General features: G+C 68.3%; 15 protein-coding genes. 12 read left to right on the top strand and 3 right to left on the bottom strand.

The window, feature by feature from the left end; genetic code table 11:
• Positions 1–73 precede the first annotated feature (73 nt).
• Genes AC3WS6_RS12450 through AC3WS6_RS12440 form a run of 3 tightly spaced genes read left to right on the top strand, consistent with a single transcriptional unit; the run spans position 74 to position 3,329 of the window.
• Positions 74–1,015, top strand: a complete 942-nt coding sequence (locus tag AC3WS6_RS12450) for an ABC transporter permease (RefSeq protein WP_492501306.1) — start codon at positions 74–76, stop codon at positions 1,013–1,015.
• Positions 1,012–1,824 (top strand): ABC transporter permease, encoded by an 813-nt coding sequence (locus tag AC3WS6_RS12445; RefSeq protein WP_492501305.1) that lies wholly within the window; start codon positions 1,012–1,014, stop codon positions 1,822–1,824. Before AC3WS6_RS12450 ends, AC3WS6_RS12445 begins: the two co-directional genes overlap by 4 nt.
• Positions 1,821–3,329, top strand: a complete 1,509-nt coding sequence (locus tag AC3WS6_RS12440; RefSeq protein WP_492501304.1) for a dipeptide ABC transporter ATP-binding protein — start codon at positions 1,821–1,823, stop codon at positions 3,327–3,329. The genes AC3WS6_RS12445 and AC3WS6_RS12440 overlap by 4 nt, the downstream gene beginning before the upstream one ends.
• Here the strand turns inward: AC3WS6_RS12440 and AC3WS6_RS12435 are convergent.
• On the bottom strand, positions 3,319–3,969 hold the full coding sequence (locus tag AC3WS6_RS12435) for a pentapeptide repeat-containing protein (protein ID WP_492501303.1): 651 nt from the start codon (positions 3,967–3,969) through the stop codon (positions 3,319–3,321). The genes AC3WS6_RS12440 and AC3WS6_RS12435 overlap by 11 nt on opposite strands.
• A 260-nt stretch (positions 3,970–4,229) precedes the next feature.
• Here AC3WS6_RS12435 and AC3WS6_RS12430 point away from each other — a divergent pair, with 260 nt between their 5' ends.
• The 8 genes from AC3WS6_RS12430 (at position 4,230) to ndk (ending at position 15,139) form a co-directional block, all read left to right on the top strand.
• Entirely contained in the window at positions 4,230–5,465 is a 1,236-nt protein-coding gene (locus AC3WS6_RS12430; protein WP_492501302.1) for a DUF1611 domain-containing protein, read from the top strand.
• Positions 5,462–7,243: an ABC transporter transmembrane domain-containing protein gene (locus tag AC3WS6_RS12425; RefSeq protein WP_492501301.1), complete on the top strand. Its 1,782-nt coding sequence runs from the start codon at positions 5,462–5,464 to the stop codon at positions 7,241–7,243. Before AC3WS6_RS12430 ends, AC3WS6_RS12425 begins: the two co-directional genes overlap by 4 nt.
• Positions 7,240–8,373, top strand: a complete 1,134-nt coding sequence (locus AC3WS6_RS12420) for a CapA family protein (protein WP_492501300.1) — start codon at positions 7,240–7,242, stop codon at positions 8,371–8,373. Before AC3WS6_RS12425 ends, AC3WS6_RS12420 begins: the two co-directional genes overlap by 4 nt.
• Entirely contained in the window at positions 8,373–9,272 is a 900-nt protein-coding gene (locus AC3WS6_RS12415) for a hypothetical protein (RefSeq protein ID WP_492501299.1), read from the top strand. The genes AC3WS6_RS12420 and AC3WS6_RS12415 overlap by 1 nt, the downstream gene beginning before the upstream one ends.
• Before the next feature lie 261 nt (positions 9,273–9,533).
• Positions 9,534–12,944, top strand: coding sequence for an isoleucine--tRNA ligase (gene ileS / locus AC3WS6_RS12410; protein WP_492501298.1), 3,411 nt, complete (start codon positions 9,534–9,536; stop codon positions 12,942–12,944).
• Positions 12,941–14,293: a bifunctional folylpolyglutamate synthase/dihydrofolate synthase gene (locus tag AC3WS6_RS12405; protein ID WP_492501297.1), complete on the top strand. Its 1,353-nt coding sequence runs from the start codon at positions 12,941–12,943 to the stop codon at positions 14,291–14,293. The genes ileS and AC3WS6_RS12405 overlap by 4 nt, the downstream gene beginning before the upstream one ends.
• On the top strand, positions 14,290–14,721 hold the full coding sequence (locus tag AC3WS6_RS12400; protein ID WP_492501497.1) for a DUF4233 domain-containing protein: 432 nt from the start codon (positions 14,290–14,292) through the stop codon (positions 14,719–14,721). The genes AC3WS6_RS12405 and AC3WS6_RS12400 overlap by 4 nt, the downstream gene beginning before the upstream one ends.
• 1 nt (position 14,722) lies before the next feature.
• Positions 14,723–15,139 (top strand): nucleoside-diphosphate kinase, encoded by a 417-nt coding sequence (gene ndk / locus AC3WS6_RS12395; protein WP_492501296.1) that lies wholly within the window; start codon positions 14,723–14,725, stop codon positions 15,137–15,139.
• Positions 15,140–15,220: 81 nt separating this feature from the next.
• Here the strand turns inward: ndk and AC3WS6_RS12390 are convergent, their stop codons facing one another.
• Positions 15,221–15,838, bottom strand: coding sequence for a vitamin K epoxide reductase family protein (locus tag AC3WS6_RS12390; protein WP_492501295.1), 618 nt, complete (start codon positions 15,836–15,838; stop codon positions 15,221–15,223).
• 283 nt (positions 15,839–16,121) lie between these two features.
• Between AC3WS6_RS12390 and AC3WS6_RS12385 the strand changes: the two genes are divergently transcribed.
• Positions 16,122–18,689: an Rne/Rng family ribonuclease gene (locus AC3WS6_RS12385; protein ID WP_492501294.1), complete on the top strand. Its 2,568-nt coding sequence runs from the start codon at positions 16,122–16,124 to the stop codon at positions 18,687–18,689.
• On the opposite strand, the gene AC3WS6_RS12380 is transcribed toward AC3WS6_RS12385, so the two are convergent.
• The gene (locus tag AC3WS6_RS12380) at positions 18,654–18,920 is read right to left on the bottom strand and encodes a DUF4031 domain-containing protein (protein ID WP_492501293.1); all 267 of its coding nucleotides are present in this window, start codon (positions 18,918–18,920) and stop codon (positions 18,654–18,656) included. The genes AC3WS6_RS12385 and AC3WS6_RS12380 overlap by 36 nt on opposite strands.
• Between the last annotated feature and the right edge of the window lie 44 nt (positions 18,921–18,964).

Below are 18,964 nucleotides of genomic sequence, written 5' to 3'. Positions count from 1 at the left end.
GTGCTGCGGTATCGTTCCTGAGCGAGCGCCGTGATCCGGAGTGCGCTCAGCGATCGTCGAGAGGGCGCGAACGGTGAAGGCAGCGCTCATCCGGGTCGCCGGCCTCGCGGGGTCTGTCGTGATCGTGCTGTGGGGTGCGGCGACGCTGACCTTCCTCGCGTTCCGGGTGATTCCGGGCGACCCCGTCGCGGTCATGCTGGGCCCGCAGGCGCAGGTGAGCGATGCGGTCAAAGACGGGATCCGCGCAGAGCTGGGGCTCGATCGCCCGGCGTTCGAGCAGTACCTCAGCTTTCTCGCCCAGCTCGCCAGAGGAGATCTCGGCGAGTCGTACCAGCTGCGGATGCCGGTGACAGAGGTCATCGGTCGCCAACTGGGAGCGACGTTGCAGCTCTCGGCGCTGGCCCTGGCGATCGCGGTCCTGATCGCGCTCGCGGTCGCTCTGCTGGTGCGCGGTCAGGCAGGCCGAGCCATCGCTGCGGGGGTCGAACTCGTGATCCTGTCGTCACCGGTCTTCTGGATCGGACTCGTGCTCCTCAGCGTCTTCGCCTTCGGGCTCGGCTGGTTCCCGGTCTCCGGCGCTCGAAATCCCGCGACGATCGTGCTGCCGGCGATCACGCTGGCTCTGCCGGTCGCCGCGCTTCTCAGCCAGGTGCTCCGCGACGGCCTGGCGCAGGCGGAGCGGATGCCGTTCGCCGAGACCGTCCGGGCGCGCGGTGCCGGTGAGTCATGGTTCACTCTGCGTCACGGCCTGAGGCACGGGGGTGCGAACGCGATCACCCTCGCCGCCTACCTGACCGGGTCGGTGCTCGGGGGAGCGGTGCTGGTCGAGACGGTCTTCGCGCGCGCCGGTCTGGGACGCGTCACGCTGGCCGCCATCACGAACCGCGACCTGCCGGTGATCACCGGGATCATCCTGCTCAGCGCACTCGTCTTCGTCGCGGTGAACCTCGTCGTCGAGCTCCTGCACCCGCTGATCGATCCGCGGCTGCGCGCCGAGAACGGGAGCACCCGGTGAGGCGCGCACAGGTCGTGCTGCTGTGGTGCGCGACGGCGATCCTGGTGCTGCTCGCCTTCGTGGCGGTGCTGCCCGATGTGTTCGCGACGCACGATCCGCTGCGGACCGATGTGCGGGGTGCACTGCAGCCACCGAGCGGTGAGCACCTCTTCGGCACGGATCAGAGCGGACGTGATGTCTATTCGAGGGTGATCCATGGCGCGGGACGCTCGGTCGGGATCGGGCTGCTCGCGACCGGGATCGCGCTCGCGGTCGGACTGCTCGTCGGCGCGCTGGCGGGGCTGGCCCCCCGAGCCGTCGACGCAGCCCTCATGCGCGTGAACGACGTGATCATGGCATTTCCGGAGTTCCTCGTCGCCCTCGTGGTCGTGGCGGTTCTCGGACCGGGGCCGATCAACATCGCGATCGCGGTGACTCTCGCCGCCGTGCCGGTGTACATCCGTCTCGCCCGGGTGCAGACCCGCACCCTGCGACGCGCGGAGCACGTCGAGGCGGCACGCATCCTCGGCGTGCGCCCCGTGCAGGCGTTCGTGCGGCATGTGGTGCCCGGGGTGCTCGGGGCGCTGAGCGTTCTCGCGACGATCGGCATCGGATCCAGCATCCTCGCGGCCGCCGGTCTCAGCTTCCTGGGTTTGGGTCCGTCGGAGCCGACCCCCGAGTGGGGTCTCATGCTCGCGGGCGGTCGGAACGTCCTGGGCCAGGCATGGTGGATCGCGGTGTTCCCGGGAATCGCGATCACGGTCACGGTGATCGCCGCCACTGTCGTCGGGCGCACGCTGCGGGCCAGGGCAGAGGGGCGGACATCATGACGCGCGCGCTCGAACTCGAGGGACTGCACATCGACTTCGGCGGCACCAAGGTCGTCGACGGCGTCTCGCTGACGGTCGAACGGGGCGAGTGCGTGGCGATCGTCGGAGAATCCGGGGCGGGAAAATCGCTCACCGCCAGGGCGCTGCTGGGGTTGACGCCCGCAGAGGCGCGCGTGCGGCTGGATCGTCTGCTCATCGACGGCACCGATGCCACCCGGTTCGGCGAGCGACGCTGGCGTGCGGTGCGAGGCACCGGTATCGCGCTGGTGTCGCAGGACGCTCTCGTCTCTCTCGACCCGCTGCGCAGAGTGGGCTCGGAGATCGCCGAGCCTCTGCATGTGCATCGACTCGTCGTGGGGAGAGCGGCGGCCCGCGAACGAGTCCACGAACTGCTGCGCCGAGTCTGGATGCCGGACGCCGCCCGCCGTGCACGGCAGTACCCTCATCAGCTCTCCGGCGGTCTGCGACAGCGCGCGCTCATCGCGTCGGCGCTCGCGGCCGAGCCCGCGGTCCTCGTGGCCGACGAACCGACCACGGCGCTCGATGCGACCGTGCAGGCGCGGATCCTCGCGCTGCTCCGTGACATCGCGGATGCCGGCACCGCCGTGGTGTTCATCAGCCACGACTTCGCCGCCGTGCGTCGGATCGCCGATCGCGTGCTCGTGATGCGCGACGGGGTGGTGGTCGAATCGGGCCCGACCGGCGAGGTCCTGGGTTCTCCTCAGCACGAATACACGCGTGGGTTGATCGCGGCGACCGCTCACGAGCCGCGGACCGCCTCGCAGAATCCAGCGCCGCCGGTGCTCGTCGGCACCGCGCTGACCAAGAGGTTCGGCGAACTCACGGCGGTGCATGACGCGTCCTTCACCGTCCGCCAGGGTCGCACGCTGGGCATCGTGGGCGAGTCGGGCTCGGGCAAGACGACACTGGCACGGATGATCGTGGGGGTCGAGAGGCCCGACGAAGGCGATCTTCGATGGGCCGACGAGCAGCGAGTGCAGCTCGTGCATCAGAACCCGCTGGGCGCGTTCGACCCGCGCTGGACGATCGGGCGCTCGCTCAGAGAGGCGCTCGCCGCAGGAGGGGTGGCCCGGCGGCAGAGATCGGTGCGGGTCGGCGAGCTGCTCGCAGAAGTGGATCTCGACCCCGTGCTCGCGACCCGTCGGCCGAGTGCGCTGTCGGGAGGTCAGCGGCAGCGTGCCGCGATCGCCCGGGCTCTGGCGGCCGAGCCCCAGGTGCTCGTGCTCGACGAACCGGTCTCCGCGCTCGATCCGTCGGTGCGCGAGCGCGTGCTCCGCCTCCTGCTCCGGCTGCAGCGCGACCGCCGCCTCACGATGGTCTTCGTGTCGCACGACCTCGACGTCGTCGGTGCCGTCGCAGATGAGGTCGTCGTGATGCAGGACGGCGTGATCGTCGAGCAGGGCGCCGTCGCCGAGGTGTTCGCATCGCCGCAGCATCCGTTCACTCAGGAACTGCTGGAGGCGAGTCGTCCGGTCAGTCCTTGACCAGGATGCCGAGGCCCGTCGCGAACAGGGGCGCGAGCTGCTGCACCTGGAACCCACTGAGCGTCGTGCCTCGCAGACTGTTGGCATCGAGGAAGCCGCCGGCGTCGAGTCCCCGCAGATCCACGTCCTTCGCGCGGAGGCCCCGGGGATCGACCTCCTCCGACGTGCTCTCCGCGAAGCGGACCCGCGTGAGCTCCGCCTGCGGCATGTCGAGGGTGCGGATGCCGCAGTTCGAGATGTCGAGGTCGACGGCCCGAGCGCCTCCCAGATTCAGGTAGTCGATGCGGACGTCGTCGATCGCGAGCTCGTCGATGCGGCATCCGCTCAGATCGAGCGTGCCCACACGTCCTCCGGCTATCCGGAGCCGGCGGATGTTCGCATCGCGCAGCCGGAGCGACGCGATGCGCGCGCCGATGATCTCGACATCGATCAGCGTCGCCCCCGAGAGGTCGACGGAATCGGCATCGACCGAGACGGTGCACTGCTCGAGCGAGGAGTATGCGAGATCGACGGACCCCGACAGGCTCAGTCGTGCGGCGAGCAGATCGGCGCTTCGTGCGGGAGTCGCGTCATCGAATCGCTCGGGGAGATCGGGGGAGGAGACACGAGGTGGAACGGGGGAGTCGGAGCGTCGGGCCATGCTCGGAGGCTACCGTTTTCCCCTCTGACAGCAGAATTCCAGAATGCGCGCTCCGTTTCCGCTGTTTTCGCCGTGGCGGTGCTCTGACGTCCGGGTAGTGTTGCTGACCAATCTGGGGATTGAGGGAGTGGCTACTGGGACATGCCACTCCGACGTCGTTCGAGCGCGCCGCCGTCTGTCGGAGGGCTCGACACGACCGCGAGCGCGTCGAATCGGGCTCGGGACGAAGGCTCAACTCCTCGACCATCTGAGGGGACACCATGAGGCGCGAAACCTGGGTGCGGATCCTTCCGCACGAGATGCGCATCGCCGCCAAGCAGTCGTTCGCGACCCGTCGCGTTCCGCTCGAATCGATGAGGACGCTCGTCGGCGGTGCGATCCGCCCACGCTCCGGCGACCTCGTCGTCGCACGGATCGAGAAGCTGGGGCATCACCGCCACATCGAGCAGCCGCACGGACGCCGGAGTCTGCTGCACGTGGGCGACCTGATCATCGTCGCGTACGCCGACCGGTATGCCACAGACCAGTTCGAGTCTTACGTGCCGCGGCACCTGGGACCCGTCAACCTCGTCGCCAGCGGAGGCATCGCCTCGTCGGCGATCTCACGCAGCCGTTCCGTGCGGGCCGCGACCGACATCGTGCCGATCGGGCTGATCGGCGACGAGGCCGGTCGTCCGCTCAACGTCGCGGACTTCCGGCTGCCCACGCTGACGCCTCCCGCCGAGCGTCCCCGCACGATCGGTGTGCTCGGCACCTCGATGAACGCCGGCAAGACCACCACGATCCACTACATGGCTCACGGGCTGTCGAAGGTCGGCATGCGCCCCGGCGTCACGAAGGTGACGGGCACAGGATCGGGCAACGACTACTGGGTCATGCTCGACGCCGGCGCGCACATGATGCTCGACTTCACGGACGCCGGGCTCGCATCGTCGTTCCGCCAGCCCACCTCGGTTCTCGAAGAGGTGATGACGCAGCTGGTGGCCAACCTGTCGCTCGGAGGCAGCAGGGTGAACTTCGTCGAGATCGCCGACGGGGTGTTCCAGCGCGACAACCGAAGCCTGCTCGAATCCGCGGTCGTGCATGACCTCATCGACTGCGTCGTTCTGGCTGCATCCGATGCCATGGGAGCAGCCCAGGGCCTCCGATCGCTGACCGATCACGGGTTCGAGGTCGTCGCGCTGTCGGGCACGGTGACCAAGTCGCCGCTCGCGATCCAGGAGGCCGAAGACGAGCTGGGGCTGCCGATCTGGGGGCTTGCCGAGCTCGAGGACCCCGAGCTCATCGCACCCGTGCTCGGCATCGACGCAGGGCTGTTGGCCCCTCCGGCTCCGCCGCAGCCGGCCGCGTGGCCCATCGACCTCGAGGGCCTCGAGAACGCGCAGGAGATGACCCGCAGTGCGCAGGCGTCCGACCCCGGAGGGCTCCGCGGCGGTTTCGTCGACTCTCGGGAGCTGATCGAGCATGTGCGGGCGTCCTCGATGGTGCTGTCATGACGACGGAGATCGACATCGTCGACGACATGGACGGGGCGCGCGAGGATGCGCCCGCAGCGGGCGTGCGGCGTCTCTTCCGCCTGAGGGCACGAGACTTCGTCGTCGTCGGTCTGCTCGGCGTGCTGCAGGCGGCGCTGCTGGTCGACTTCATGCTGATCTCCCGGCTGGTGATCGATCAGCTGGTGCCCCGAGGCGTGGGCGATGCCGCCGAGGCGGCGTACCAGCAGGCACTGTGGTTCTGCGTGGTGCTCGGTGTGTCGGCCGTGCTGATGGGGGCCGCTCGCTCGTGGGAGTTCACCTGGGCGGAGCGCGCGGGGTACGAGGTGGTCAGGAAGCTGCGGATGGAGATGTACGCGCACCTTCAGCGCATGCGGCCCGAGCACCTGAGACACCGGGCGCGGGGCGGGCTGCTGCTCCGCCTGACCGGAGATCTGTCGATGCTGCGCATGTGGTTGAGCCGGGGACTGCTCGAGGGGCTCTCGGCCGCCATCGTCCTCGTGGTCGCTCTCGGAGTCCTCGCTGCGCTCGACGTGTGGCTCGCGCTCGCGGTCGTCAGCGTGCTGGCCTCCGGGGCCGCACTGTCGTTGGCACTCGGCCGCTCGATGCGCGACGCCACGAGATCGATGCGCCGACGCAGATCATCGCTCATGAGCAACGTCGACGAGCAGATCAACGCGATCCGTGTCAGCCAGGTGTCGGGACGGGTGCGAGGGGAGTTCCGTCGTCTGTCTCGTCAGAACGATGCGCTGACCGTCTCGCTCCTGCGCATCGCCGGGCTCCGTGGCGCGCTGCGCGGAATCTCGGCGGCCACCTCGCTCGTGAGCGTCGTAGCCGTGCTCGCGATCGGTCTCGTCCAGGTGCATCGCGGCGCATCGAGTGTGGGAGTCGTCATCGTGGCTGCGCTGCTGACCCGCTACCTCGCTCGACCCGTGCGAACCCTCGGCCTCGCTCACGACTATTGGCATCGCGGCCTGGTCTCGCGCCAGAAGGTGCTGGACTTCCTCCGGAGCTCCGCCCGAGTGTCCGGGGACGAGGAGCTGCCTCCGCTGGAGGTCAAGGGCGGACGCATCGAATTCACCGATGTGACGGTTCCCGGAGCGCTGCGCGGCTTCACGGCCGTCGCCGACCGCGGAGAGTTCGTCGCCATCACCGGGCCGTCCGGCACCGGCAAGACGGCCGTTCTCGACGTGCTCACCAGGATGACCGAGCCGAGCTCGGGCACGGTCGTGGTCGACGGTCAGCTGCTCTCTGAGACATCGCCGTCCTCGGTCGGCGCGATGATGGGGGTCGCCGGGCCCGATCTGCCGCTGCTTCGCGGAACCGTGCTGCGCAACCTCACCTACGCGGACCGCAAGGTGGGTGCGGGAGAGGTGCAGCGGATCGTCAAGTCCCTCGGATTGGACGAAACGCTCAGGCGTCACGACGACCGCGGGGTCATGGGCTGGGTCATGGAGGGCGGTGCGAACCTCACCGCGGGTGACCGTCGGCTCATGGCGCTCGCCAGGGCGATGGTGGGCACCCCGCGGATCCTGGTTCTCGACGAGCCTCTGGCCGGGATGGACGCCGGGGCGCGGTCGCGTGCTCGGGAAGCCATCCTGCGGCATCGCGGAACCGTGCTCATGGTGACGCAGGATGCCGATGCGCTGTCTCTGGCCGACACCATCTGGGTGATGTCGGAAGACGGCACGGCTGACGCACTCACCGGTGAGGAGTATCGCGACCACCTCTGGCGCAACCGGAACACGAGGAGCAGGCGTTGGACGGAGGCCGGACGATGAGCGCACAGGACTCGGGCCGCCGACGTGCGGGTCGGAACCTGCGACGCGACCGGCGGCTGATCGCAGCGAGTCTCGTCGTGGCGCTCGGCTCGGCGGGACTGCTCGGAAGTCAGCTGGCCTTCGCCCGGCCGCTTCCGGCACCCGTGGTCGAAGCCTCCGCGCCGTCGCTGACCGACGGTGTGCTGGATCTGGGGTTCGCGGGGGACACGATGTTCGGCGATGGGTCGGCAGAGAAGCTCGCCGTATCGGGGGCGGCTCCTCTGCTCGCCGAGGTGGCACCGCTGCTCGAGGGATTCGACTACACCACCGTCAACGCGGAGGTGCCGTTCACGACCATTCAGACGCCGGCGAACCCGGGCGCGAGATACACCTATGCCAGCGACCCCGTTCATCTCACGGCCCTGCGAGATGCCGGCGTGGATGCGCTGAACCTCGGCAACAACCATGCGATGGATCGCGGTGGTGAGGGACTCGCCGACACGATCAGCCACGCGCAACAGGTCGGCCTCGCGGCGTTCGGGGCAGGGGCCACGCGCGCTGCGGCATCCATGCCGTTGCTGGTGCGCTCCGAGCAGCTCGACGTGGCCGTCGTGTCGTTCGGCGAGGATTTCGGAGCACTCCACCGCAGCACCGAGACGACTCCCGGAATGCTGCCGCTCCGATTGGATCGCGTGGAGCAGGCCATACGGGCGGCACGGGACAACGGCGCAGACAAGGTGATCGCTTTCGTGCACTGGGGGAACAATTACGAAGACGTCAACGCGCAGCAGCGCTACTGGGCGGGAGTGTTCGCAGAGGCAGACTACGACGCGGTGATCGGCAGCGGATCGCACACGCTCCAGTCCGTCGAGATGGTCGGCGACATGCCCGTCGCATATGGCATCGGCAATTTCGTGTTCGGCGCTCCCGGTCGGTTCGAGAGCTACGGCAAGCCCGGTCTCGGAGCCGTGGCGGGCCTGCGGTGGAACCAGAGCGGCGTGGGCATACTCTCGCTCCGCGTCATCGCGACAGACAACAAGATCGTCGACTACGTCGCGCGCCCGGTGCCTCTCGCGGAACTCGCACCCGCCAAGACCATCATCGGCTCAGCCGTCACGTGGCAGGCCGACGTCGCGACGCTGCGCTTCTGATGCGCCGCAGATGGGGGATCCTGATCGCCATGGCCGTCGTGCTCGCAGGTGCGCTCGCCGCGTGTGCACCGATGACACCTGATTCCGGATTGCGCGGCAGCGGCAGATTCGACCTCCGCATCGACGGGCGCGAGCCGATTCCCGTGTACTACGTCACGGGAACCCACGCGACCGAGCAGGCGACGATCATCGTGGTCATGCACGGGGTCGAGCGCAACGCCGCCGACTACCGCAACACCTGGACGGATCTCGTGCGAGACCGCGACGTGGTGGTGGTGGCACCTCAGTTCAGCGACGACGACTTCCCCGACGCGGAGAACTACAACCTGGGCGGCCTCACCGATGTCAACGGCGACAACCGTGACGGTTCCCACGTGCTCGATGGGGCCTACGGGTACATCGAACCCCTCTTCGAGGACGTTCGTCGTCGGATCGGTGGCGATCAGACCGGATTCTCGATGTTCGGTCACTCCGCCGGCGCCCAGTTCGTGCACCGCTATGTCGAGTTCGTGCCGCACGCACCCGTCGACGTCGCGGTGGCTGCCAATGCCGGCTGGTACACGATGCCCGACGGCTCGGCGCGCTTCCCCTTCGGGCTCGATGGCGACGACGCGCCGTCGTTCGATGCCGCGGCGGCGTTCGGACGCCATCTGGTCGTGCTGCTCGGCACCGACGACGTCGGAACGAAGAACCTGCGTCGGGATGATGACGCAGATGCCCAGGGAGAGACGAGGCTCGAGCGGGGCAGGGAGTTCTTCGATCGGGCGGCGCGCGCGGCAGCGCGGGAGGACGTGGCATTCCGCTGGGAGATGCACGAGGTGCAGGGCGTCGGCCACGACCAGGTCGCCATGGCTGCGGCAGCGGTGCCTTTCCTCGTGGGGAGCGGGAGTCCCGGTTGAACCGTGACCGAGCACTGTGGCCGCGCGACGCGTACAATGGGAGCCACGAGCTGTGATCCGACATCACCGGGGAGCTCTCGGAAGAACGGTCCACCCTCGAGGGTGGGCTCAGTAGAACCGAGCGGGGCAGGCCCGTCACAGCCGCAGTGAGAGTGGCTCCGCCGAGAGGCGCGGCACGCGAGGTGGTACCGCGGTCCCCGGAACGACAAGCCGGACGGATCGTCCTCGCAGCAGCATCCGCCACGACTCCTGCGAGACGACATGACCTACCCGCGTTCCTCCTTCGGCCCCGCCGCCGACCAGTCCGCCTCCGTCACCCCGAGCCCACGGTTCCCTCAGATCGAGCGCGAGGTGCTCGACTTCTGGGAGACCGATCAGACCTTCCGCGCCTCGATCGAGCAGCGCGAAGGCGCCGACGAGTGGGTCTTCTACGACGGCCCGCCGTTCGCCAACGGCCTGCCCCACTACGGACACCTGCTGACCGGGTACGCCAAAGATGTCTTCCCGCGTTTTCAGACCATGATCGGCAAAAAGGTCGATCGTGTCTTCGGATGGGACACGCACGGTCTGCCCGCCGAGCTCGAGGCCATGAAGCAGCTCGGCATCACCGAGAAGAGCGAGATCGAGGCCATGGGCATCGACGTCTTCAACGCGAAGGCGAAGGACTCGGTGCTCAAGTACACGCACGAGTGGCAGGACTACGTCACCCGTCAGGCGCGCTGGGTCGATTTCGAGCGCGGCTACAAGACGCTCGACCTCGGGTACATGGAGAGTGTGCTCTGGGCGTTCAAGACCCTGTACGACAAGGGCCTCGCCTACGAGGGATACCGCGTGCTGCCGTACTGCTGGCGCGATGAGACCCCGCTGTCGGCGCACGAGCTGCGCATGGACGACGACGTCTACCAGGACCGTCAGGATCCGTCGGTCACGGTGACCTTCCCGCTGACCGGCGCGAAGGCCGAAGCCCTCGGCCTCACCGCCGTGCGCGCCCTGGCCTGGACGACCACACCGTGGACGCTCCCGACCAACCTCGCGCTCGCCGTCGGACCCGACATCGAGTACGTCGTGCTCCCCGCGGGCCCCGGCGGTGCCGCCGATGTGCACGCACCCGCCGGAACGACGGATGCCGTCGTCGAGGCGTCGGCTCACCGCTACCTCCTCGCCCGTGAGCTTCTCGGCGGCTACGTCAGGGACCTCGGCTACGAGAGCCTCGACGACGCGCTCGCCGCGGTCGACCAGGTCGTGCGCGGTGCAGACCTCGAAGACGTCACGTACGACCGGCTGTTCGACTACTACGCCGACACCGAGGTCCACGGCACGGAGAACGCCTGGCGGATCCTCGTCGACGACTACGTCACGGTCAGCGACGGCACCGGCATCGTGCACCAGGCGCCGGCCTACGGTGAGGACGACCAGCGGGTGGCCGGTGCCGCCGGCATCCCGACGATCCTGTCGCTCGACGACGGCGGACGCTTCCTGCCCAACGTCACCGACGTCGCCGGCCAGCTGTGGATGGACGCGAACACGCCGCTCATCCGCCTGCTGCGCACGGAGGGGCGCCTTCTGCGCGAGCAGAGCTACGTGCACTCGTACCCGCACTGCTGGCGCTGCCGGAACCCCCTGATCTACAAGGCGGTCTCGAGCTGGTTCATCCGCGTCACCGACATCAAGGAAGACCTCCTCGCGGGCAACGAGCAGATCACCTGGGTGCCCGAGAACGTCAAGCACGGCCAGTTCGGTAAGTGGCTCGAGGGTGCGCGCGACTGGTCGATCAGCCGCAACCGCTACTGGGGCTCGCCGATCCCGGTGTGGAAGAGCGACGACCCCGACTACCCTCGTGTCGACACCTACGGGTCGCTCGAGGAGATGGAGCGCGACTTCGGCACACTGCCGCGGAACCCCGAGGGTGAGATCGACCTGCACCGCCCGTACATCGACGACCTGACCCGCCCGAACCCCGACGACCCCACCGGCAAGAGCACGATGCGCCGCATCGAGGACGTCTTCGACGTGTGGTTCGACTCCGGATCGATGCCGTACGCGCAGGTGCACTATCCGTTCGAGAACCAGGAATGGTTCGACTCGCACGCGCCCGCCGACTTCATCGTCGAGTACATCGGCCAGACGCGCGGGTGGTTCTACGTCATGCACGTGCTGTCGACCGCCCTCTTCGACCGACCGGCGTTCACCGGCGTCAGCTGTCACGGCATCGTTCTCGGCAACGACGGCTACAAGATGTCGAAGTCGCTGCGCAACTACCCGGACGTGTCCGAGGTGCTCGACCGGGACGGCTCCGACGCGATGCGCTGGTTCCTGATGTCGAGCTCCGTGCTCCGCGGCGGCAACCTGGCGGTCACGGAAGAAGGCATCCGCTCGGGTGTGCGCGAGTTCCTGCTTCCGCTGTGGAGCTCGTGGTACTTCTTCGCCACGTACGCGAACGCGGCGAGCCCCGAGGTTCAGCGGTCGTTGAGCGAGCGGAGCGAGTCGAAACGCAGGACCGATTCGACCGACGTCCTCGACCGCTACATCCTGGCTCGTCTCGGCGACCTGGTGCGCGAGGTGCGAGCCGATCTCGAGGGGCTCGACTCCACCACGGCATCGGCACGTCTGCGTGACTTCGCCGAGGTGCTCACCAACTGGTACATACGGCGCTCGCGCGACCGTTTCTGGGAGGGGACGAGCACAGACGCCTTCGACACCCTGTACACGGTGCTCGAGACGCTGACGCGCGTCGCGGCTCCGCTCGTGCCGCTCATCAGCGAGCGCGTCTGGCAGGGACTGACCGGAGGCCGCAGCGTGCACCTGCAGGACTGGCCGGATGCCGATGCGTTCCCCGCAGCCGATGACATCCGTGACGCGATGGATGCCGTGCGAGAGCTGTCGAGTGTCGGCAACGCGCTGCGCAAGAAGGAGAAGCTCCGCGTGCGGCTGCCTCTCGCCCGGTTCACGGTCGTGTCGCCGCTGGCGGCGACCCTCGGTCAGTTCGAGGAGATCCTCCGCGACGAACTCAACGTCAAATCGGTCGAGCTGGTGCAGCAGTCGGAGGCGACGGCGAGGGAGTACGGCATCAGTCATCGGCTCAGCGTCAATGCTCGCGCCGCAGGACCCCGTCTCGGCAAGAATGTGCAGACCGTGATCAAGGCCGCCAAGGCGGGCGACTGGACCGAGGTCGACGGAGTCGTGACGGCCGGCGGAGTCGTGCTCGAGCCGACCGAGTACGAGCTCGCACTCGAGACGACGGGACGCCCGGACGGCGAGGCTCTCGCCATCGTCCCCTCGGGCGGATTCGTGCTTCTCGACACGCAGACGACCCCGGACCTCGAGGCCGAGGGCACCGCCCGCGACGCGATCCGCGTGGTGCAGGAGGCACGCAAGAACGCGGGGCTCGATGTGAGCGACCGCATCGTGCTCGCCCTGAACGCCACGCCCGAAGATGCTGCCGCCCTGACCGCGCACGCCGAGCTGATCGCGCGTGAGACGCTGGCGATCGCCTTCGCGGCGCAGCCCACCGATGGCCTGGACGCCGTGGTCGACGACGTCCAGAGTCCCGGTGACGGCGTGTTCCGCTCGGGGGCTCGCGCTCTCGGCTCGTCGAAGGGACCGATCATCGTCACGATCGACGCCACAGCCGTGGTGCGCGAGGCCGCCAAGAACGAAGGAGTGGTCTCATGAGCGCTCGTGACCGCGCGGATGCCGTGTATGCCACGCTTCTCAGCCGAGCCGGCGAGCGCTGGGTGCAGCCCCGGAAGGAGCGGACCGCCCGGATCCTCGCATTCCTCGACGATCCGCAGCGCACCTATCGGGTGGTGCACATCACGGGAACGAACGGCAAGACGTCGACGGCGCGCATGATCGAGAGTCTGCTGCGCGCGCATGGACTGCGCACCGGGCTCTTCACGAGTCCGCACCTCGAGCGCTTCACCGAGCGGATCATGATCGACGGCGAGCCGATCGAGGATGCCGCGGTCGCCGACGCCTGGGATGAGATCGAGCCCTTCGTCGAGATCGTGGATGCCGAGCTCCGGACCGCGGGCGAGGAACCGCTCACGTTCTTCGAGCTCCTCACCGTGCTGGCCTTCGTAGCCGTGGCCGATGCCCCGGTCGACGTTCTCGTGCTCGAAGTGGGCATGGGCGGCGAGTGGGACTCGACGAACACGGCCGACGGCGACGTCGCAGTCTTCGCGCCGATCGACATCGACCACGCGGATCGCCTCGGTAACACGATCTCGGCGATCGCGAAGGTCAAAGCGGGCATCATCAAGGAGGGGGCTGCGGTCGTCTCGGCTCAGCAGCCCGCCGACGCCGCAGATGTCCTTCGCAGAGTCGCCGCGGAGAAGAACGCGACCATCGCATTCGAGGGGGACGACTTCGGCCTGACGGATCAGAAACTGGCCGTGGGCGGTCAGCTCATCTCGATCCGCGGACTCGCGGGGGAGTACCTCGAGGAGTACCTGCCGCAGTACGGCGCCCACCAAGGGCACAATGCCGCGCTGGCGGTCGCGGCTGTCGAATCGCTCATCGGAGGCGGCGGTCAGCGGATCGCGGCCGACATCATCTCGGAGGGCCTGCAGGGCGCGACCTCGCCCGGCAGGCTGCAGCTGCTCGGCATCTCACCCACGGTGATCGTCGACGCCGCGCACAACCCGCACGGCGCGGCGGCGCTCGCGCAGGCGATGGACGACAGCTTCGACTTCGACGAGTGGGGTGTCGTTCTCGGCGTACTCGCCGACAAGGACGCCGCGGGTATCGTGGCGAAGCTCGCCCCTGCTGCGGCCCACGTCTTCGCGACGGCGCCGGAGTCCGACCGGGCGAGCGATGCCGACCTCATCGCAGACCTCGTGGAAGCGGCGGGGCATCGTGCCACCGTGCACGCGACGCTGGCGGACGCGGCCGATGCCGCGCGAGAGTGGGCGGCATCGACGGAGCGCCGTGCGGTCGTCATCGCGGGTTCCGTCGCGCTGGCCGGGGAAGCGATCGCTCTCTCGGAGGAAGAGGACTGGAAGTCCGGGTGGCGCGCATGAGCGCGGCATCCGCCCCCGACGAGGCTCCCCGCCGGGTGCGCGCACCGCGTGCTCCGCGCACGCTGGTGCAGAAGCTGGCGCCGATCGTGCTCGGTTTCGAGTCGATCGTGGTCTTCCTCGCAGGCCTCACCGTGTTCGGGCTCAAGGCTCTTCCCGCAGGCATCCCGCAGTGGTGGGGGATCGTGGGAGGCGCGGTCGTCGGATTCGCCTGCATCGTCGTCGCCGGGATGATCACCAAGCCCTGGGCCATCACCGCCGGCTGGGTGCTTCAGGCGATCATCGCCGTGTCCGCTGTGCTCGTGCCGGCGATTCTGCTCGTCGTCGTGATTTTCGGTGGCATGTGGGCGTATGCGACGATCATGGGGGCCCAATTGGACGCACGACGTCCGGCCGGGCCCGCGACCGAGACTCAGACAGAGAGTGAATGACATGGCCACTGAAGAAACCCTCGTCCTCGTCAAGCCCGATGGTGTCGCCCGCGGCCTCACCGGAGCGATTCTGGCGCGTATCGAGTCGAAGGGCTATGCGCTCGTCGACATCCGACTCGTCGAGCCCGACCGCGACGTGCTCGCTGCGCACTACGCCGAGCATGAGGGCAAGCCCTTCTACGAGCCTCTCATCGAGTTCATGCTCTCGGGCCCGTCCGTCGCCATCCGTCTCGCGGGCAACCGCGTCATCGAAGGCTTCCGCTCGCTGGCCGGCACCACCGACCCGACGACCGCAGCTCCTGGAACCATCCGGGGCGACTTCGGTCGCGACTGGGGCCTCAAAGTGCAGCAGAACCTCGTGCACGGATCGGACAGCGTCGCGTCAGCCGAGCGCGAGCTCGCGATCTGGTTCGGCTGACCCCCCCCCGTCACGACGATACGACGAAGCCCGCTCCACGATCCGTGGGGCGGGCTTCGTCGTCGAGGGGCATCCGCCCGATCAGAAGATCATTCCGACGACCTCGCCGAGCAGGTCGAGACCGCGCAGCTGCGCGAGCAGGATCACGAGGGCATACGCGAGGATCGTCGCGAGCGGCACCCACGCCATGAGCGCGGATCCTGCGCGCATGACTCGCGCGCTCCGCGAGAAGGTGCCGTTGCGCATGAGGTGCACCATCGTCGAGAAGAACGTCGGGATGGTCACCGCCCAGGTGAGCATGCACCAGGGGCAGAGAACGCCGAGGTTGACCGCGTACAGGCTCTGTCCGATCAGCCAGCACACGAAGCCGAAGGCGAAGGTGACGCCGACGCCGAAAAGCGCCCAGAACCAGCGCGGGAACCGGGCCCCCGCGAGGATCGCCACACCGACGACGAGGGGAGCCGTCCACAGAGTGAGACCGATCAGCGGGTTCGGGAACCCGAAGATCTCGCCCTGCCACGAGCCGAGGTTCTTGCCGCACTGGATCATGACGCTGACATTGCAGCTCAGATCGGCATCGGGATTCTCGAGCTGGATGAACTTGTCGATCGTCAGCTGGAAGGCGGCGAACCAGCCGACCACGCTCGCGATGATCAGCCAGATCGCATAGACGACGGGGCGGGTGCGCTGCTCGCTCATGTGTGGATTATCTCAGCGATCACTATGGATCGGGCGAGAGCGCACCGGAGAAAACGACGCGGACGAGCGCAGGATGCCGCGAACCTGGCCAGTTGGTGCGATAATGGCCTGTGATGCACCGCTCGACCCTGTCGAGGCCGACATCGACGCAGACTTCGGGGCCGTATGCCCCACGCGATCAGAGCCATGAGCCGGTCGCACACCGAGTGAGTTCGCAGCATCCGCGGATGCCGCATGAGAATTCGCGGAGCATCCGATGCACCGCGCGAGGAGTAAGCCAGAGATGGCCGATGAGAACAATGACTACGACGCCCCTACCCTCGACTTCCCCGCGGATGCTGACGCGCCCGCAGCGGTGACTGTCGAGGTTCCTCAGGAACCGGACGCAGCCGAGGAGGTCCCCGCTGAGGCGGAGGCGCCGACCGCCGACGCTCCGGTTGACGACGCTCCCGTCGAGGAGCCAGCCGCAGCGGAGGACGCTCCTGTGTCCGAGGACGCTCGTGTGTCTGAGGATGCCGCGTCGGTCGACGCACCCGCATCCCAGGATGCCGTGTCTGAAGACGCACCTGCTGCTGTGGATGCTCCTGCTCAGGACGCACCAGCCGTCGAGAAGACGCCCGCCGCGGGCGACGAGCAGCCCGTCGAGGCGGATGCCGCCTCGGAGAAGTCCGGCGCCGAGAAGTCCAGCGCCGAGAAGTCCGATGCGCCGAAGACCGAGGCGCCGTCGGCTCCCGAGCCGCTGACTGCCGTCTCGCTCGGCCTGCTGCCGGAGGTCTTCGTCTCGCAGGTCTCGACGCAGCTCCACTTCTACGCGCCCGAGATCGTGCCGCTACCGGCGCGCGGCGGTCGCGAGCGCGTGTTCGACCGCATCGCCGAGCGCGAGCCCGACGACTCGGCATCCGGTCGTCGCGGACGCCGCCGCCGCGGAGGCTCGGACGACGCTGACCAGCGTGAGCAGCGGGATGAACCGCGTCAGCCGCGCCAGCGCGTCGTCGAGTACATCACCGAGCCCAAGGCGATCAAGGGGTCCACTCGTCTCGAGGCGAAGAAGCAGCGTCGTCGTGACGGCCGCGATGCCGGTCGTCGTCGCCCGGTGGTCACTGAAGCCGAGTTCCTCGCTCGCCGCGAGTCGGTGGATCGCAAGATGGTCGTCCGGTCGAAGAACGGCCGCACGCAGATCGGCGTGCTCGAAGACGGCGTGCTCGTGGAGCACTACGTCGCGCGCAACCAGGACGCGTCGCTGATCGGCAACGTCTACCTCGGCCGTGTGCAGAACGTGCTGCCGAGCATGGAGGCCGCCTTCGTCGACATCGGTCGCGGTCGCAATGCGGTGCTGTACTCGGGCGAGGTCGACTGGGACGGTGTCGAGACCGGCAACCAGCCCCGCCGCATCGAGCTGGCGCTCAAGGCCGGCGACCGTGTGCTCGTGCAGGTCACGAAGGACCCGGTGGGACACAAGGGCGCCCGCCTGACGAGCCAGATCTCGCTCCCGGGCCGCTACCTGGTCTACGTGCCGGGCGGATCGATGAACGGCATCAGTCGCAAGCTTCCGGACAACGAGCGCACGCGTCTCAAGCGCATCCTGAAGGAGGTGCTTCCGGAGTCCTCCGGCGTGATCGTGCGCACGGCCGCCGAGGGGGCGACCGAAGATCAGCTCACGCGCGACGTGCAGCGTCTGACGACCCAGTGGGAGCACATCCGCACACAGGTCGAGTCCCAGCAGGCGCCCGCGCTTCTGCATGCGGAACCCGACCTGCTGGTCAAGATCGTGCGTGATGTCTTCAACGAGGACTTCACGAAGATGCTGATCCAGGGCGAGGAATCGCAGCGCACGATCCGCGCGTACCTCGAGAGCGTCGCCCCGGACCTCCTCGAGCGTGTGGAGTCGTACGAGGACGAGGCCGACCCGTTCGACGCGTTCCGCATCACCGAGCAGATCGAGAAGGCGCTCGACCGCAAGGTCTGGCTGCCTTCGGGGGGCTCGCTGGTCATCGACCGCACCGAGGCGATGACCGTCGTCGACGTCAACACCGGCAAGTTCGTCGGCTCGGGCGGCAACCTCGAAGAGACCGTCACCAAGAACAACCTCGAGGCGGCTGAGGAGATCGTCCGCCAGCTGCGTCTGCGCGACATCGGCGGCATCATCGTCGTCGACTTCATCGACATGGTGCTCGAGTCGAACCGCGACCTCGTGCTGCGCCGTCTCATCGAGTGCCTCAGCCGCGACCGCACCAAGCACCAGGTCGCCGAGGTCACCTCGCTCGGCCTCGTGCAGATGACCCGCAAGAAGCTCGGCCTCGGTCTGCTCGAGACCTTCAGCGAGGCGTGCGACGTGTGCGCCGGGCGCGGAGTCATCGTGCACCACGACCCCGTCGTGAAGCACCGGTCCAGCAGCAACGGCAACAGCAACGGCAACGGCAGCTCCTCCAACCGTCGCCAGCGCGGCGGCAACGGCCAGAACCAGAATCAGAACCAGGCGCCGGCCGCGGTGACGACGCACAGCATCCCCGAGGGGGCGAAGTCGGCACTCGCGCAGATCGCGGCGTCGACCCGCGTGCCCAGCGCAGAGGATACGGCTGGCGAGGCCACCGGCCCCGAGCAGTCGGCGGACGCCCCGGTCGTGCAGGAGCGCGCGAAGAAGCCCCGCAAGAAGCGCGGAGGAGACCGCACGTCTCCGAAGTCGCCTGCGGAGGCCCTTCTCGACTCGGTGCTCGATGCGCTTCCCGAGCCGAAGGCACCCGGTCAGGGACGCGGTCGTCGCCGTGTCTCCACGGCGGCACTCACCGGGACCCCGGTCTCGGTGAACTCGGAGCCGTCAGCGCCGATCGCGGGCGGGGACACGCAGTCCTGACGCGATCAGCCGCCGGACCAGCTCCTTGCCGTCGACGCGTTGCGCGCCGGCGGCGATGAGCCGGGGGACGAGCTCTTCCGGAACGTCGTAGTGGTCGAGGTCGAAGGCGCGCGCAGGCACGTCATGCGATCTCGCGAAGGCATGCAGCTCGTCGAGGTTGTCGTCGCTCACGAGATGTGCCCAGAGCCGCCCGTGCGCGGGCCAGCGGGGATCATCGACGAGAACGGTCATCACGTCAGCCTATTGCCGGACACACCACACGGTACGTTTTGCCA

The organism is Microbacterium sp. EB106-03-03-XG65 (genome assembly GCF_058791955.1).
This window is presented reverse-complemented; position numbering and strand designations above follow the sequence as displayed.